We start from the raw sequence: 14,044 nt of genomic DNA, 5'->3' as shown, positions 1-14,044 counted from the left end.
AGGAATGGAGCAACTCGTACAACTCGATAAACAATTTTTCTTGTTTCTCAATGCCATGGGGAGCACAACCTGGGATGGCTTTTGGATGTTCATGACCAACAAATTAAGTTCCATACCGCTCTACCTGTTTTTGTTAATTGCTTCCTACAAGAGCTTTGGACTTAAAAAGACCTTGTTGATCGTGGTAACGATCGCACTGCTCATTACGGCAACCGATCAATTGGCCAATTTTTTTAAATATGGGGTACGGCGCTTACGGCCATGCCATGATCCGGAACTTGACGGGCTGGTTCGCTTGGTAAAAAGTAGTTGTGGAGGTAAATATGGCTATTTTTCTGCCCACGCAGCAAACTCATTTGCGTTGGCTTTTTTCTTCACCAGATTATTAGCGTTAAAATACAAGTTTATAGGTCTCTTTTTATGTATTTGGGCTGCGGTAGTTGCTTACAGTAGAATATATGTGGGAGTCCATTTTCCATTGGATATATTGACAGGAATGGGAATAGGCTTATTTTTAAGCTGGTTATTTACAAAGTTGTATATATTTGCTCATCAGAAATTCTTCTATGATTTCTAAAACAAGGTATTGGTTTTTATTAACTTTTGTTATTTTGGTCTATGTGGCCGGAATGTTCGTTACCCTTCTCGAAAACGACTCCGCCCAATTTGCCGTCATGGCCATGCGCATGGTCCAAGAGAATGATTTCCTAAGTCTTTTTAAAGGTCCCGAAGAATATTTGGATAAGCCCCATATGCACTATTGGCTTGCGGCAATTTCTTTTAAAATATTTGGTATTAATCAATGGGCCTATCGCATTCCAGCTATTCTATCCACCTTAATAGGAGCTTATAGCTGCTATGGTTTGGGCAAATTGTTATACCATAAGGCTACAGGTAAATTAGCGGCTTTGGTCTTCATGACCGCACAGACCATTGTGTTATCTACCATGGATGTGCGAACCGATGCCGTACTTACAGGTTTTACCATTTTCGCTATTTGGCATTTGGTGGCTTTTATAGAGCATCACAAAATGCAGTCCATAATTTTAGGTGCTTTTGGGGCAGGGATAGCATTTTCCACCAAAGGGCAAATTGCTATTTTGGTTATTGGTTTTCCCATTTTATGCCATTTGGCCTACACTAGAAAATGGCTTTCCTTGGTCAATTGGCGCGTCTTGGTGGCCTTGGTGATATTTGCGATTACCATTACGCCTATGCTGTATGCCTACTACCACCAGTTTGACCTACATCCCGAAAAGGTTATTCGTGGTAAGGATCACCGAAGTGGAATTTTCTTTATTTTCTGGGAACAAAGTTTTGAACGCTTGAGCGGTGAGGGCGTGGGAAAGAACAGTAGTGATTTTTTCTTTTTCTTCCATACATTTCTATGGGTATTTTTACCATGGACAGTACTTGGGATTGCAGCCTATTGGACACGATTGAAAAAATTGTATCAATTAAAATTTAAGTATGATCCCGGTACAGAATTTTTAACGGTTGGGGGAATTACACTTATTTTTATTATCATAAGTTTTGCGCAGTTTAAACTACCCCATTACCTAAATATTACCATGCCCTTGTTCTCTATCTTGACGGCTTCTTATCTCTTCAAGATGTACGAGACCGGCAGTTATAAAACCAAAAAGATATTTTTGGGAATACAGTATTTTATTTTGGCTATTGTATTTATTGCGGTACTTCTTTTGTGCCTCTTTGTCTTTAAACTGCAAACAACAATTTCCTTTGTTTTATTGGGGATCTCATTGGCTGTGATCGTCTATTTTTGTCTGAAGAAGGAGGACTATGCCATTAGAGTGTTTACGATAGGGATATACACATCACTGTTGCTGAACGCCATACTAAACCTTCATTTTTATCCGTCCTTATTAAAATATCAGGGAGGATCCAATATGGCTAAAATCGTGGAAGAAAAAGGGATCCCAGTAGAAGACATTTACAAGGTTTCCCCCATGTATACCTGGGCATTGGACTTCTATAACAAGCGTCCGGTGGCCATGACTTCTTTGCAGGACCTTCAGGGGAAAAATGATATATGGGTATATGTTACCAACGATGAACTATTAAAACTCAGTGAAGAAGGTTTCATTTGGGATATAAGGTATGTAGTGGACCAATTTAGGATTACCAGGTTACAGGCCAAATTTATGGATCCTTCCAAGCGCAAAAATATTGTGGACAAAATGTACTTGATCCATATCAATTAAACTTCGAAGGTATCCAATTCCGGTTTTTTAAAATGGTACGCTATACCCAAAAGTGATATCAAGGCCGTAATCAAAAAGAAAACCATACTGATGCCAATGGATGCATTCAGGTCCAATGCCAACCATGCTGCACCATAGAAGAAAGTAACTTCCCTACTTCCAATTCCGCCAATGGTTAGCGGTAATACCGAAACGATAGATGATATAAGAAATATAAAAAGGTAAGCCACTGTGTTATATTCTAGATGAAGTGCTTTTAATATCAAGAACGCACTGATCAATTGGAACAATTGGACCAATGCAGAATAACCAAAGGACGACCAAAAAACAGGTAGGACATAAGGGAAAAACCTCTTGTTTAAAAACCAGAAGACCACAACACTAAGAATCAATCCGCCAACAGCTACTACTTTAAGAAAAGGGATATCTGCCTGATTTAAAAAGAGGGCTAGGAGGCAGGCGTAGATAAATAAAAGGAGCATCCCGCTCAAGCGATCAAGCACCAATACGGAGACCACCTTTTTGGTTACTATGTCAAATTTTTTTTTGATCAAGTACCCTTTGTAGGCATCTCCACCAATACCTCCCGGGAGAAATAGGTTATAGAACATTCCCAACAGATAAAGTTTAAGGTTACTCTTTTGAGTGAGGTAAATTCTTAGTTCGTGGAAATATAGATTTAGTCTAAAGGAAGAAATCACCTTGGAAACCACAAAAGCCACAATTGCCAATACCAAATAAAAAGGCTGGGTACGTTTTATAGTCTGCACAACCTCTTCGATATTAATTTTCGAAAAAATAAAGTAGATCAAAACCGCACTAATACTAATTTTTAATGCAGTGATGAGGTGTTTACGCTGCTTTATCACCTACGAATACTTTTTTAATTCGGTAAGGTCTCTTGCTTTGTGATTCGTAATACGTACGGATCAGTAATTCCATGACAATCCCAATGGTAAACAATTGTATGCCAGCAAGGATGAACATCATTCCAAAAATCAATAAAGGACGTGTGCCAATATCTTCCCCCATCAATTTTACGATCAAAAGGTAAATGTTGATGAAAAATCCTAGAATGATCAATAGGACACCAAAAATACCAAACAGATGAATGGGTCTTTGGAAGTACTTTCGGATAAATAAGAGCAGCATCATGTCTGCCACCACTTTAAAAACACGTTCCAAACCGTATTTGGAAACTCCTGCGTGCCTTGCATGGTGTTTTACGGGCACTTGTTTTATCTGTGCCCCTTCCAAGTGTGCCAATAAGGTGATAAACCTATGCATTTCACCATATAGGTTCAAATCTTTTGCAATATCTTTTGTGAAAACCTTTAGAGCACAGCCATTGTCTTTAATGTCCAATTTAGTAACCCTTCTCACCAAAAAATTAGCAATTTTTGATGGTATTTTTTTTACCAAGGAATCTTTTCTTTTCTGGCGAATCCCTGTTACCACATCATATTCCCCACTAACGGCATAGGTCAGCATTTGTGGGATATCACTGGGATCGTTCTGAAGATCTCCATCCATGGTAATGATATATTCCCCTTTTGCATAATCTATACCTGCAGCCAAAGCCAAGCTTTGACCATAATTCTTCTTTAATTCAATAAGATGCACCTTTTCGTCTTTCAGGTCCTTGACCACTTTTCTTGTCTGGTCGGTAGAAAAATCATCTATGTAGATAATTTGATAATTGTAACCTTCCAGGCTTTCGTGGATTTTTTTTGTAAGTAGCGCAGCATTGTCTTCCTCATTATATAAAGGAACAACGATGGACAATAAAGAATCTGTGATAATATTCATTGACAGGTGTTATTTCAGGGGCAAATTTAGGCTTTTTATTTAAGTTCTTTTTGATGTAGGGCCAAGAGCTTTTCAGCGGCCTTAAATGGAGAAATTTTGCTGTCCATTACTTCAAGCAATAAACGATCTAAAAGGACTTTTACCTCTTTGTTTTGGTAAAATCTCTGCTTTAGCTGGTCTTCTACCGTTTGTAACAGCCAGTATTTGTTTTGTTCCCTTCTTTTCAATTGAAATCCACCTCTTTTCTTATTCTCCCCTAGATAGGTTTCTACAAGTTCCCATATTTTTTGAATACCCCTATTTTCTAGAGCTGAACAGGTAAGTACCTTGGGAATCCATCCATTCTCCTTAGGAGGGTATAGGTGGAGGGCTCTTGTAAATTCGGTCTTCGCAATTTTCGCCCTTTTCAGGTTGTCCCCATCGGCCTTATTGATGACGATGGCATCTGCCATTTCCATGATGCCTCTTTTGATTCCTTGAAGTTCATCACCGGCACCGGCCAATTTCAGGAGTAAAAAGAAATCCACCATGCCGTGAACTGCTGTTTCACTTTGCCCGACACCTACGGTTTCTATTAAAATAACGTCATAGCCGGCGGCTTCACAAAGGATTATGGATTCTCTGGTCTTGCGGGCCACACCTCCTAAAGAACTCCCTGAAGGGGAAGGTCTTATAAAGGCATTGGGATCTTTCACCAGTTCTTCCATACGGGTCTTGTCACCTAAAATACTCCCTTTGCTAATTGAGCTGGTAGGGTCAACCGCAAGAACAGCGACCTTTTTACCCAAGGCCGTCAAATGCAGGCCAAAAGTTTCAATAAAGGTACTTTTTCCAACCCCCGGAACACCAGTAATTCCTATTCTTATACTGTTTTTGGTGTGCGTAAGGCAGTTTTCAATAATCTCATTTGCCCTATTTAAATGGGTAATATTGGTACTTTCAACTAATGTAATAGCCCTTCCCAAAGCGGTTTTGTTTCCATGTAAGATGCCTTCCGTAAGCTCCCTGGCAGACGGGATGTTTTTTCTAAAAGATTTAATTTTAGAAATACTATCTGAACTTGTGTTTTTTTCTGAACTCAATACTACTTGTTAATTGGAATACTCACTTTGGTCTTATCCCATGCCATCGTTAGCAATACAGGGTCTTTACCTTCAAAATCAATTGTAAAACTTTCTAGAACTTCTGTTATATTTGCTGTTGGAACTACCACTTTTACAATGTCTTCCTCTGGATTTCTGGTGGTATCCTTTCCCCCACTCAAAATAGTTACTCCCCAAGCGGGTACCTCTTTGTTAAAAATTATTTCCCATTGATCCTTACTTGGTTTGGTCCAAAGGGAATAGGTCCCTGCGGGCAGGTTTTTATCCATGATCTTAATATCGGTGGAAGTGGTAAAGGTTGTAGGTTCATTGGCACCAGTTCTCCATACTACATTATAAGGGACCAAATCTCCAAAAATTATACGGTCCTTTTTAAAGGGGCTACTATAATTGACCGTCATTTCCATTCCATCTTCCTTGAAGGTGGCTATTTTTTCCGGACTATTCTTTTTGGTCTGTTCTTTTAAAAAAGGCTGACCAACAAAGTAAAATAATGCGACTAGTACTATAACGACAATAAGAATCCATTTTAATGCTTTCATTTTAGGCGGATTTATGGTTGGTGGAACTAATTTACTAAATACAGTTCAAAGCACGTTGAAAAGAGCATTGATTCTAAGAAAGGATTAAAAAGACTTGCTCGGAATTCTAAGGAACGGAAACAAAGAAATTAAGATTTTGGATAATTTTAGGAGATAGTTTTATGTGGTTTCAATTTCAATTGGTACTTTAAGGGGTATTAAAAAATGACATATATGAAAACTATTTTTGAGAGCAGTGCAACCAATGAAGGTGGTAGAAACGGTCATGTGACCAGTGAGGATGGATTGATAGATTTTGACGTAAGAATGCCTGGAGGCAAAACAAAAACTGAAGGAAAATACAGCAATCCGGAACAGCTTTTTGCGGCAGCGTATTCTACCTGTTTTGCCAGTGCTTTACAAGCTGTTGCCAAAGAACATGAGGTAAAGGATTTAGGTGATTTTAATGTGACGGCCACTATAGCCCTACAAGAAGACGAAGATGGTTTTTTATTGGAGGCAACCTTGGATTGCTATTTGCCAACAGTGGACCAAGAAAAAGGGGAGGAACTGGTGAATGCAGCACACGAAATTTGTCCTTACAGCAAGGCCACAAGGGATAATATCACGGTACACTTGAATCTTTTAATGGACGAATAGATTTAATGAAAATAAAGAAGGGACCGTCAATAGGAATTGACGGTCTTTTTGGTTTTATAAGGTGCCAAAATCAAAAGTTGATTCATTCTTATATAATTCTCCAGGCTCTAGGATTGAAGAAGGAAAATTGGATTGGTTTGGTGCATCAGGATAATTTTGGGTCTCAAAACAAATGGCAGGAAACGTGGCAGGGGTATAAATAACCACAGCTGGTTGGTTGGTGGTGACCTTCATAATAATCCCTGAAACATCGGAAGATACAGTGACAGCATGCTCACAATGGGGTTTAACAATGAAAGGGGTGTCCAGACGGATAGAACCTATTTTTTTTCTGGACAAAAAATCATTCTGGGTATTCACAACCTTTTTGATCCTTCCTGTTGGCACCAATTGTTCATCTACTTCCAGAAAGCCTTGAGATTTTAATTCCATATCATAATGGGCTATGGAATTTTCATCATCCAACTTAAAGTAGGAGTGGTTGGTCAGGTTGATGACTGTTGTTTTATCGGTCTGAGCTTCATGTAAAATATGCAGGGAATTGTCTATCAATTTATAGGTGACAAAAGCTTCAAGGTTACCTGGGTACCCTTCCTCCAAATCTTCGCTCTTGTAAGAGAGTTTTATAAAGGGATTGTTCCCTGAATGCGATTCAATCAGGGTCCAATATTTCTTCCCAAACCCTATTTTGCCGCCATGCAAGTGCACCCCATTTTTATTTGGCAAGGGGTAGAATTCGTCATTCAAATGAAATCCACCTCGCGAAATCCTTCCTGCATATCTTCCGATGCACGCACCTAGGGCATTTTCATCACTTAAATAGTCTACTGGATTATCATGTCCTACAACTACATTCTGTTCCTTACCATGTTTATCTTTTACCGTCATTTTTTGGATAATGGCCCCGTATTCCAAAACAGTTAAGGATATATATTCGTTTTTAATGGTAATTTGTTTCAAAGGAAGAAAATTAGAATAGCGATAAAAATAGAGGTTTTTGCCAAATTTCAAGGGACAATGCCCAAAATTTGGTTTAATTTCAGCAATAAATAGGCAGTCTTTTAGGTTTCAGGATTAAAACAGGGATGGTTTGACTTAGAAGGATCATGTTGATTACAGTCAAAAATCCATCAGACCGATTATTCCAATAAGACCAAGGTTCCAAAGATATTAGCATCTTTATATCCTTGATTTTTGTCCTCCCCAGGTACAAATACAGACCCGATAAAATTTTCGCGTTCTTTGCTGCCATCATTATCGCAATAGGCAATGGCAAAACCAACCTTTTTATTTATCTCTAAATTTTTCGGACTATTTTCTTCTCCATCAACATAACTGTCATCGTATATTTTAACAGCAATTTCCCAGGTGCTGGTCTGCCCATTGGTGGTTCTTACGGATGTTATATGGTCGTTGTACAACCGTGGTAATTCATCAGGGGCCAGATCAACAACATTACCGTCCAAAGCAATATGATAAGCAAAAGCATTATGGCTAAACTGATGTGGGCCACCTGAGTTGTCTTCATCTATAAAAACTTCAACGCAGTCATCGTCCCACCACAATTTTAATGGATCACCATACTGGTCATATAAGACGTCATCGGTGATTTCCGCTAAGATATATAATGCACTTTCATCCCAACTTAATTTGTACCGGCCACTAAAATCCTTGTAGGTGTAAGCGTTTCCCAACCAATTTTGGTCCATGGCAAGCCACTCTGCCTTGTTCCAGCAATCGTCCATATCTTTCCCATCTATATTTGGGCTTTTGCTCGCTTTCTTAACATCTATGATTTGATGGTCTACCTTTTTGTCGGAAGAACAGCTCCAGACCATGAAAGACAAAAATATTACTAACAGCTTTTTCATATATCGAAGATACTATTTTCGCTGTAAAGTAGTCAAATTCTTATTTCAATGCGCATCCGTTTTTAAAAGTTCTGGAAATTTTTTCTGAAACCTTTTTAATCTTGGAACTGAAACACCTTGTATGTATGGATTGTTGGGATGTTTCCTTTCATAATCCTGATGATAATCTTCCGCAATATAGAATTTAGTAAACGGGGATACTTCTGTTACAATTGGGTTATTGTAAACCTTATCCTTTGTTAATTTTGCTATATAGTCCACTATTATTTTTTTCTCCCCATCATTTTTATAGAAAGCAATAGATCTGTATTGTGCCCCTCTGTCGGGCCCTTGTCTATTTAAGGTAGTTGGGTCTTGGGATCCGAAGAATACTTTTACCAAGGTTTCATAAGAAACTACTTTTGGGTCGTAATATACTTCAACAGCCTCAGCATGGGAAGTCTGTCCCATTGCAACTTGTTCATATGTGGGATTCAACTCAGTGCCACCTGCATAGCCAGATATCACTTCTTTAACACCTTTTACACTTTCAAAAACGGCCTCCACACACCAAAAACAGCCACTGGCAAAATAAGCCGTTTCATATTCTTTAAGGTCCTGATCATTATAGGCCACCTTATCAACCTGTGGTTTCTGATCTTTATTTTTTGATTGGCAACTGGTGCTGAACAAGGCAATGGCACTTACCATAATAATTTTAAACATCTTCATGGTTTTTTTTCTTTTAATAGTAGTCTGAATTTACAAATACTTACGAAGTATCATGTTAAAAGGTTTTAAAGTTTTATTCTATTCCATATTTCAAGTTAGACTTTGGAAAGATTTCATGAATTCCCTTTATATTTGAAAGGAAAGAATCTGGTTATCGGTCTTTACAATAGAATGACCAAATAATAGTATAAACAACAATAAATATGAGAAGATTACTAGTACACATTGTCCTATTTTCATTCAGTTATTTAGCAACTGCACAATCCAATGATGGTTTTCTGGCCCAGTCACAGACCACTGAAAAACAAGTGGAAGATTATTTTTTGAAAACTGTGGATTTTGATCAGTATAAGATCCATCTAAAGACATTGACACAAAAACCACACGTGGCCGGAAGTAAGGCCAATGAGGAAGTGAGGGATTACATGGCCAATGTGATGAAAAATGCAGGATTGAAAGTAGAACTATATCCTTATGATATCTATATGTCAAAGAATCCCGGTAGCTCATTGATAGAACTGGTTACCCCTATCCGGGAACCCCTGAATCAACAAGAGTTTATTTTGGAAGGTGATGCCTATTCTTCCAGTGCCGACCTATGGAAAGGGTGGAATGCCTATTCGGGTAGTGGGGATGTAACGGCAGAAGTCGTGTATGCCAATTACGGTACTAAGGAAGACTTTGAAAAATTGAAGGAACTCGGCGTTTCCGTTAAGGGCAAAATTGTCCTGGCCAGATATGGACAAAACTTTAGGGGCTATAAAGCAAAATTTGCAGAGGAAAATGGTGCGGCCGGACTCATTATATACACTGATCCGGCAGATAGTGGTTTTACAAAAGGATTGGTGTACCCAGAAGGAGTGTATTCCAACGAAAGTGCCATACAACGTGGGTCAGTACTCACAGAGGAATTTACAGGAGATCCATTGACTCCTTATGAGCCAGCTCTTCCTTTAGATGGAAAGAAAAAAATTAAACGTCTGGATCCCAAGGATACCAATATGCATACCATACCGGTAACGCCTATTGGTTACGGGTCTGCCCAAAAAATATTAGGACTAATGTCCGGCAAAGTAGTTCCGGAAGGGTGGCAAGGCGGACTTCCTTTTACTTATCGATTGGATGGGGGAGATGAATTGAAATTGCGTTTGATGGTGGATCAAAAAAGGGATTTTGTTAGGGTTCATAACGTAGTGGGTACCATAAAGGGTACTGAATATCCTGATGAATGGATAATTCTAGGGTGTCATTATGATGCTTGGGGGTACGGTGCTACCGATCCCAATAGTGGAACGGCAATGTTATTGGGTCTTAGCGAATCGTTGGGAAAACTAGCCAAAGAAGGCAAAGGGCCAAAGCGCTCCATATTGATTGCCCATTGGGATGCTGAAGAGCATGGGGTAATAGGTTCGGCGGAATGGGTAGAACAAATGAAAGATGAACTTAACGCCAAGGCGGTGGCCTATCTCAATTTTGATGGGGGAGTATCTGGTAAGAAGTTTGGGGCATCGGCCTCGCCAACTTTAAAGAAGGTATTGGTGGAAGCTTCCAAAGAAGTGAATTATCCAGAAACAGAGAAAACGGTTTACGAGGTCTGGAAAGGAGATAAGGACGCCCCTAAAATTGGAAATCTTGGTGGCGGCTCGGATCATATAGGGTTTTATATGCATGTGGGAGTACCCTCTTTAAGTGGTGGTACATCCGGTCCAACATTGTATCATACCAATTATGACAGTTTTGGTTTTTATGAAAAATTTGTAGATCCTTCATTTAAAATGGGGCCTATGGTGGAGCAACTGGTAGGAATAATGACGTTGAGGTTGGCCAATGCGGAAATTATTCCATACGATGTAAAAAGATATGCGACAGACCTTAAGTTACATTTTGAAAAGGCAACTGCCGGTGTAAAGTCATTTGACACAAATTTTGAGGGTTTTGATCTTGTGGATTCTTCCCTGGTGAAATTGGAAGAGGTCGCTGCCCGATTCGAGACAAGGTTGACCACTGTGTTGAACAATGGTAGTCTGTCTAAAAATGAGATCAACTCTATCAATTCAAAAATGCTGGCCCTAGAAAAAAGCTTTATTGATTCTAAGGGGATGTATTATGGGGATTGGTACAAATCCCTTTACGCTTCCACTGATCCGTTCAGTGGCTATGCCTCATGGATGCTGCCGGGTATAGAATATGAAATATCCCTAAAATCATCAGACCGACTAGAGGAATGGGACATGCGATATAGCAAGGCCATTGATAATTTAAGCTCTAAGATCAATGTATTGATATCTGAATTGAACTAAAAATCAATTAAAGCCGCATTCATATATGTCCACATTAACCCCCTTGGAAAGTGCACTTCAAAATTACAGCAGTGCTTTTATAGCAATCTTGAAACCCTTTCTTTTGGAGCACTATACGTTATTGGACCTATCTACGGAAAACAGTTCTCTGGATAGTGTTGATATTACGAACGCAGAAGCTTGTCAAAGACATATAGATTCCATTTTGAGGAAGAATAGGGCAGAGGTAGCCTATGGTGGTTATTTGGAACAAAGAAACTTGTATAATGGCAACGGACATTTTTTAGCATCTGAAGATAAACGGAACGTGCATTTGGGAATGGATTTTTGGGCCAAGGCAGGAACAGGGGTGCGGGTACCTATAGCAGGGAAGGTTCATAGTTTTAGGAATAATGATACTTCAGGCGATTATGGTCCGACCATTGTTTTAGAACATATTTTAGAGGGTATTAAATTCCATACCCTCTATGGACATTTATCTGTTGAATCCTTAAACGGACTGTTTGTGGGAAAAGAATATTGTAAGGGGGAAATACTAGCCACTCTGGGGACGCCCGATATCAATGTAAACTATGCCCCACACCTCCATTTTCAGATTATTGGGGATATGGGTGAATACAAAGGAGACTATCCGGGGGTTTCTACTACAAAAGAGTTGGAATACTTCGCCAATAATTGTCCGAATCCAAATTTATTATTGAAGGTGAAATAGGGTAATACCGATTAACTGCCTATAATACCGATAAGTGATTTTTACTTCAAATTCACTTATCGGATTTTTTTTGCACTTCAACCAAACTTTTGTCAATAGCCGAAAAATAAGGGCTTTTGGGCGAGTTTAGTAAGAGATAGCCTACATGCCGGGGTACCTTTACAGAACAAAACCCAAGTCATGAAAGCTATTTTAACATTCGTCTTTATTCTTTTTATCGGAGTTGTTGCCCAAGCACAGGAGTCAACAAATGACAATAAAGTTGAGAATGTTGAAACAACAATCGTTACTTCTAATACTTCTACTAAGTATAACGAAGTATCTACAGAGAACAACAACGAGGTTGCTCGTTTGTACAAGTTCAAAAATGCAAGAGTTTTGAAGGCTTTGACCTTTACTACCAAAAGAAACAATGCTAAATTGGCCTAATCATGGTTGAAATCATTCTAAGTACTGGCTTACTATTTTATGTATATTCTGTAATAGTACCTAAACTTCAAAAAAGGCGATTAAGAACTATAAAGGTTAGAAGCAAGTAAAAGACATCGATTCCTGAATGCATAGGGGACCTCTTAGCAAAGAAAGTTGATTTAGGCCACTATTGCTTTATGGATAGACTTCGGTGATATAAGTAGGATGATATGACTAGATAGATCCTTCTCATCGAAACTGTTCCTATTAAAAACATGAAAAAAGATATATGAAGTTACATGTACGGTTATACCGTATCGATAAACTGCACAAAAGATCGGTATGCGATATTTTATACTATTACCGTTCGTCGATGTTTTTTTGCACTTTATCCCATCCTTTGTCAGACACCGAAAAATAAGGGGATTTAGACGAATTACATCGGGTTCAAATACACAATGGGCGTTCTACTTATATAACAAAACGTTACCATTATGAAAGCCATCTTAACTTTAATCTTTGTTCTTTTTATCGGAGTTGCTGCCCAGGCACAAGATGCTAATGACAACGTTAAGGTTGAAACGGCTACCTTAAGTATTGTTTCTACCACGAACAACGAAATGTTCAACGAGGTTTCTACAACTACCCAAAACGATGTTGCCCGTTTGTACAAGAACAAAAATGCTAGGGTTTTGAAAGCATTGACTTTTACTACAAAAAAGAACAATGCTAAATTGGCTTAATACCGTAAGCATAGAAAAGGAAATAAGAAGTATCAGTGTTATAACGGCTATTGATTTTCAACCAACACAAAGTTGAGTATAGTTTCCATCCATACCATCACATCTTTTTTTACAACTCAATAAGTGAGCAGGAAGTGAACTTCCCGAGAAGGTTGTTCTACCTATCAAAGTTGATTTCACGTGGCGCTAGACAGTGTTTCTAGCCGAAGAGATGCTTTTGGGAACCTATTCATATTGAATAACCCTACCATAAATTGACGTCAGAACTCCAGATAGTATAAACCTAGGAGATCCTGACATCGATAAACTGCACAAAAGATCGGTATGCGATATTTTGTGCCATTACCTTTTATCGATGTTTTTTTGCACTTTATCCCATCCTTTGTCACACACCGAAAAATAAGGGGATTTAGACGAATTACATCGGGTTCAAATACACAATGGGCGTTCTACTTATATAACAAAACGTTACCATTATGAAAGCCATCTTAACTTTAATCTTTGTTCTTTTTATCGGAGTTGCTGCCCAGGCACAAGATGCTAATGACAACGTTAAGGTTGAAACGGCTACCTTAAGTATTGTTTCTACCACGAACAACGAAATGTTCAACGAGGTTTCTACAACTACCCAAAACGATGTGGCCCGTTTGTACAAGAACAAAAATGCTAGGGTTTTGAAAGCGTTGACTTTTACTACAAAAAAGAACAATGCTAAATTGGCTTAATCCCGTAAGCATTGAAAAGGAAATAAGAAGTATCATTATTATAACGGCTATTGATTTTCAACCAACACATAGTTGAGTATAGTTTCCATCCATACCATCACAGCTTTTTTTACAACTCAATAAGTGAGCAGGAAGTGAACTTCCCGAGAAGGTTGTTCTACCTATCAAAGTTGATTTCACGTGGCGCTAGACAGTGTTTCTAGCCGAAGAGATGCTTTTGGGAACCTATTCATATTGAATAAACCTACCATAA

At 38.7% G+C, this 14,044-nt stretch carries 15 protein-coding genes; 8 read left to right on the top strand and 7 right to left on the bottom strand.

Translation table 11 applies throughout. The annotated features are described in order from the left end of the window. Positions 1 to 4: 4 nt before the first annotated feature. Together SB49_RS06970 and SB49_RS06965 are read left to right on the top strand one after the other, a co-directional pair. Positions 5 to 577, top strand: a complete 573-nt coding sequence (locus SB49_RS06970; protein WP_062055135.1) for a phosphatase PAP2 family protein — start codon at positions 5 to 7, stop codon at positions 575 to 577. After that, positions 567 to 2,225 (top strand): ArnT family glycosyltransferase, encoded by a 1,659-nt coding sequence (locus SB49_RS06965; RefSeq protein ID WP_062055133.1) that lies wholly within the window; start codon positions 567 to 569, stop codon positions 2,223 to 2,225. The genes SB49_RS06970 and SB49_RS06965 overlap by 11 nt, the downstream gene beginning before the upstream one ends. Here the strand turns inward: SB49_RS06965 and SB49_RS06960 are convergent. From SB49_RS06960 to SB49_RS06945, 4 genes are read right to left on the bottom strand one after another with little or no spacing between them, the layout of a single operon-like run. After that, positions 2,222 to 3,094 carry a lysylphosphatidylglycerol synthase transmembrane domain-containing protein gene (locus SB49_RS06960; protein WP_062055131.1) on the bottom strand — a complete coding sequence of 291 codons (873 nt, stop codon included), beginning with the start codon at positions 3,092 to 3,094 and terminating at the stop codon, positions 2,222 to 2,224. The genes SB49_RS06965 and SB49_RS06960 overlap by 4 nt on opposite strands. Then, positions 3,078 to 4,034 carry a glycosyltransferase family 2 protein gene (locus SB49_RS06955; protein WP_062055129.1) on the bottom strand — a complete coding sequence of 319 codons (957 nt, stop codon included), beginning with the start codon at positions 4,032 to 4,034 and terminating at the stop codon, positions 3,078 to 3,080. The genes SB49_RS06960 and SB49_RS06955 overlap by 17 nt, the downstream gene beginning before the upstream one ends. 35 nt (positions 4,035 to 4,069) lie before the next feature. Further along, complete coding sequence (meaB, locus tag SB49_RS06950) at positions 4,070 to 5,116, bottom strand: methylmalonyl Co-A mutase-associated GTPase MeaB (protein WP_062055127.1); 1,047 nt, start codon at positions 5,114 to 5,116, stop codon at positions 4,070 to 4,072. 2 nt (positions 5,117 to 5,118) lie between these two features. Then, entirely contained in the window at positions 5,119 to 5,679 is a 561-nt protein-coding gene (locus tag SB49_RS06945) for a DUF2911 domain-containing protein (RefSeq protein ID WP_062055125.1), read from the bottom strand. Between the two features lie 213 nt (positions 5,680 to 5,892). Between SB49_RS06945 and SB49_RS06940 the strand changes: the two genes are divergently transcribed. Then, positions 5,893 to 6,318 carry an organic hydroperoxide resistance protein gene (locus tag SB49_RS06940; protein WP_062055123.1) on the top strand — a complete coding sequence of 142 codons (426 nt, stop codon included), beginning with the start codon at positions 5,893 to 5,895 and terminating at the stop codon, positions 6,316 to 6,318. A 54-nt stretch (positions 6,319 to 6,372) separates the two neighbouring features. Here SB49_RS06940 and SB49_RS06935 read toward each other — a convergent pair whose 3' ends face one another. From SB49_RS06935 to msrA, 3 genes are all read right to left on the bottom strand, one after another. After that, on the bottom strand, positions 6,373 to 7,278 hold the full coding sequence (locus tag SB49_RS06935) for an aldose epimerase family protein (RefSeq protein WP_062058957.1): 906 nt from the start codon (positions 7,276 to 7,278) through the stop codon (positions 6,373 to 6,375). Between the two features lie 179 nt (positions 7,279 to 7,457). Then, positions 7,458 to 8,189 carry a CBM9 family sugar-binding protein gene (locus SB49_RS06930; protein ID WP_062055121.1) on the bottom strand — a complete coding sequence of 244 codons (732 nt, stop codon included), beginning with the start codon at positions 8,187 to 8,189 and terminating at the stop codon, positions 7,458 to 7,460. A 45-nt stretch (positions 8,190 to 8,234) separates the two neighbouring features. Continuing rightward, positions 8,235 to 8,900, bottom strand: coding sequence for a peptide-methionine (S)-S-oxide reductase MsrA (gene msrA, locus SB49_RS06925; protein ID WP_062055119.1), 666 nt, complete (start codon positions 8,898 to 8,900; stop codon positions 8,235 to 8,237). 203 nt (positions 8,901 to 9,103) lie between these two features. On the opposite strand from msrA, the gene SB49_RS06920 reads away from it, so the two are divergent. The 5 genes from SB49_RS06920 (at position 9,104) to SB49_RS06900 (ending at position 13,791) form a co-directional block, all read left to right on the top strand. Further along, on the top strand, positions 9,104 to 11,200 hold the full coding sequence (locus SB49_RS06920; protein ID WP_062055117.1) for a M28 family peptidase: 2,097 nt from the start codon (positions 9,104 to 9,106) through the stop codon (positions 11,198 to 11,200). Positions 11,201 to 11,225: 25 nt separating this feature from the next. Further along, positions 11,226 to 11,912 carry a peptidoglycan DD-metalloendopeptidase family protein gene (locus SB49_RS06915; RefSeq protein ID WP_062055115.1) on the top strand — a complete coding sequence of 229 codons (687 nt, stop codon included), beginning with the start codon at positions 11,226 to 11,228 and terminating at the stop codon, positions 11,910 to 11,912. 180 nt (positions 11,913 to 12,092) lie between these two features. Then, positions 12,093 to 12,341 (top strand): hypothetical protein, encoded by a 249-nt coding sequence (locus tag SB49_RS06910; RefSeq protein ID WP_062055113.1) that lies wholly within the window; start codon positions 12,093 to 12,095, stop codon positions 12,339 to 12,341. Positions 12,342 to 12,817: 476 nt separating this feature from the next. Continuing rightward, positions 12,818 to 13,066 carry a hypothetical protein gene (locus SB49_RS06905; protein WP_062055111.1) on the top strand — a complete coding sequence of 83 codons (249 nt, stop codon included), beginning with the start codon at positions 12,818 to 12,820 and terminating at the stop codon, positions 13,064 to 13,066. A gap of 476 nt (positions 13,067 to 13,542) precedes the next feature. Beyond that, on the top strand, positions 13,543 to 13,791 hold the full coding sequence (locus SB49_RS06900; protein WP_062055111.1) for a hypothetical protein: 249 nt from the start codon (positions 13,543 to 13,545) through the stop codon (positions 13,789 to 13,791). The last annotated feature ends 253 nt before the right edge of the window (positions 13,792 to 14,044 follow it).

Source organism: Sediminicola sp. YIK13, assembly GCF_001430825.1.
Lineage (GTDB): Bacteria > Bacteroidota > Bacteroidia > Flavobacteriales > Flavobacteriaceae > Sediminicola.
The sequence above is the reverse complement of the archived record's forward strand: the minus strand, read 5'-3'. Positions and strand labels throughout refer to the sequence as shown.

Bases quoted from the DNA above. Each gene is read 5' to 3' on its own strand.
- SB49_RS06970 (WP_062055135.1), top strand. From the start codon at position 5: ATGGAGCAACTCGTACAACTCGATAAACAATTTTTCTTGTTTCTCAAT.
- SB49_RS06965 (WP_062055133.1), top strand. From the start codon at position 567: ATGATTTCTAAAACAAGGTATTGGTTTTTATTAACTTTTGTTATTTTG.
- SB49_RS06955 (WP_062055129.1), bottom strand. From the start codon at position 4,034: ATGAATATTATCACAGATTCTTTATTGTCCATCGTTGTTCCTTTATAT.
- SB49_RS06945 (WP_062055125.1), bottom strand. From the start codon at position 5,679: ATGAAAGCATTAAAATGGATTCTTATTGTCGTTATAGTACTAGTCGCA.
- SB49_RS06940 (WP_062055123.1), top strand. From the start codon at position 5,893: ATGAAAACTATTTTTGAGAGCAGTGCAACCAATGAAGGTGGTAGAAAC.
- SB49_RS06930 (WP_062055121.1), bottom strand. From the start codon at position 8,189: ATGAAAAAGCTGTTAGTAATATTTTTGTCTTTCATGGTCTGGAGCTGT.
- msrA (WP_062055119.1), bottom strand. From the start codon at position 8,900: ATGAAGATGTTTAAAATTATTATGGTAAGTGCCATTGCCTTGTTCAGC.
- SB49_RS06920 (WP_062055117.1), top strand. From the start codon at position 9,104: ATGAGAAGATTACTAGTACACATTGTCCTATTTTCATTCAGTTATTTA.
- SB49_RS06915 (WP_062055115.1), top strand. From the start codon at position 11,226: ATGTCCACATTAACCCCCTTGGAAAGTGCACTTCAAAATTACAGCAGT.
- SB49_RS06910 (WP_062055113.1), top strand. From the start codon at position 12,093: ATGAAAGCTATTTTAACATTCGTCTTTATTCTTTTTATCGGAGTTGTT.
- SB49_RS06905 (WP_062055111.1), top strand. From the start codon at position 12,818: ATGAAAGCCATCTTAACTTTAATCTTTGTTCTTTTTATCGGAGTTGCT.
- SB49_RS06900 (WP_062055111.1), top strand. From the start codon at position 13,543: ATGAAAGCCATCTTAACTTTAATCTTTGTTCTTTTTATCGGAGTTGCT.